The 294-nt window shown below is 33.0% G+C and carries 2 protein-coding genes; both read right to left on the bottom strand.

What is annotated here, in order from left to right; genetic code table 11:
• Positions 1-76 (bottom strand): class I lanthipeptide (locus tag C1638_RS22820; RefSeq protein WP_194294480.1); only part of this gene is annotated, 76 nt, incomplete at its 3' end.
• Between the two features lie 30 nt (positions 77-106).
• The coding region (locus C1638_RS22555; RefSeq protein ID WP_228428257.1) for a class I lanthipeptide at positions 107-294 on the bottom strand (188 nt) is incomplete at its 5' end.

The following is a 294-nucleotide window of genomic DNA, read 5'->3' on the forward strand; positions in this document are numbered from 1 at the left end:
GGTCTTCCTGTAATTTTGTAACTGCATCCTTGTTAAGCGTTACCTCTTTTCCTAGTTTTACTTGATTTTTACTCATGATTTTAATGTGTATTGATTAGTATTTTAATTAGCATGGGTTACATGATACCTCTAAACAGCTAAGGCTGATCCCCTCGAACTGATCATCAATGGACTTAATTCCTCCTTTTACTTTGTTTAATTGGTCTTCCTGTAATTTTGTAACTGCATCCTTGTTAAGCGTTACCTCTTTTCCTAGTTTTACTTGATTTTTACTCATGATTTTAATGTGTATTG

Source organism: Chryseobacterium oncorhynchi (genome assembly GCF_002899895.1).
In the GTDB taxonomy this organism is placed as follows: Bacteria; Bacteroidota; Bacteroidia; order Flavobacteriales; family Weeksellaceae; genus Chryseobacterium; species Chryseobacterium oncorhynchi.